The sequence below is a fragment of the Ruegeria sp. ANG-S4 genome, from assembly GCF_000814005.1.
Classification (GTDB): Bacteria; Pseudomonadota; Alphaproteobacteria; order Rhodobacterales; family Rhodobacteraceae; genus Ruegeria.
In genome coordinates, this window is the sequence record NZ_JWLK01000017.1 from 1 (window position 1) to 592 (window position 592).

1 protein-coding gene is annotated in these 592 nt (G+C 60.8%); it reads left to right on the forward strand.

Annotation, left to right across the window (positions count from 1 at the left end; translation table 11 throughout):
* Positions 1-592: GPO family capsid scaffolding protein (locus RA28_RS22080; RefSeq protein ID WP_039533494.1), on the forward strand; the 592-nt coding region annotated here is incomplete at both ends.

Sequence of the window (592 nt, forward strand, 5' to 3'; positions counted from 1 at the left end):
ACATGGCCGAGACCTACGATCCGACCTATTACACCGCCGTCATCTGGCCCGAGCACGATCGCTGGTCCAGCTATGGCACGGTGCAGGCGCTCAAAACCGAAGAGGTGGACGGCAAGCTCAAGCTGTTCGCCATCCTCTGCCCGAATCGCGATCTCATCTACTACAACCAGAACGGCCAGTACCAGTTCTGCTCCATCGAACCCTTCGAGAACTTCGCCGATCTGGGGCGTACCTACCTGCTGGGCCTCGGTGTCACCGACGAGCCCGCCAGCACCGGCACCACCCATCTCAAGTTCAGCAACAGCAACAAGGGACAGGCCGTTGGCACCAGCGAGCCGCTGGACCTCTCCATGTTCAAGCTACCCAAGCACGAGAAGGCCGATGGCCTGATCGCCAAGTTTTTCAGCTTCCTGGCCAGCCATGGCGAGCAAGCGCCCACGACTCCCCCCAGCCAACCCGAGGGTGAGGAAATGAAACCAGAACAGTTCGATCAGATGCTGGGGGCCCTTAACGGCCTTGGCACCAAGATCGATGCCTTCAGCGCCAAGCTGGACGCCAAACCGGCCACCGACGACACCACCCAACCGGTCAC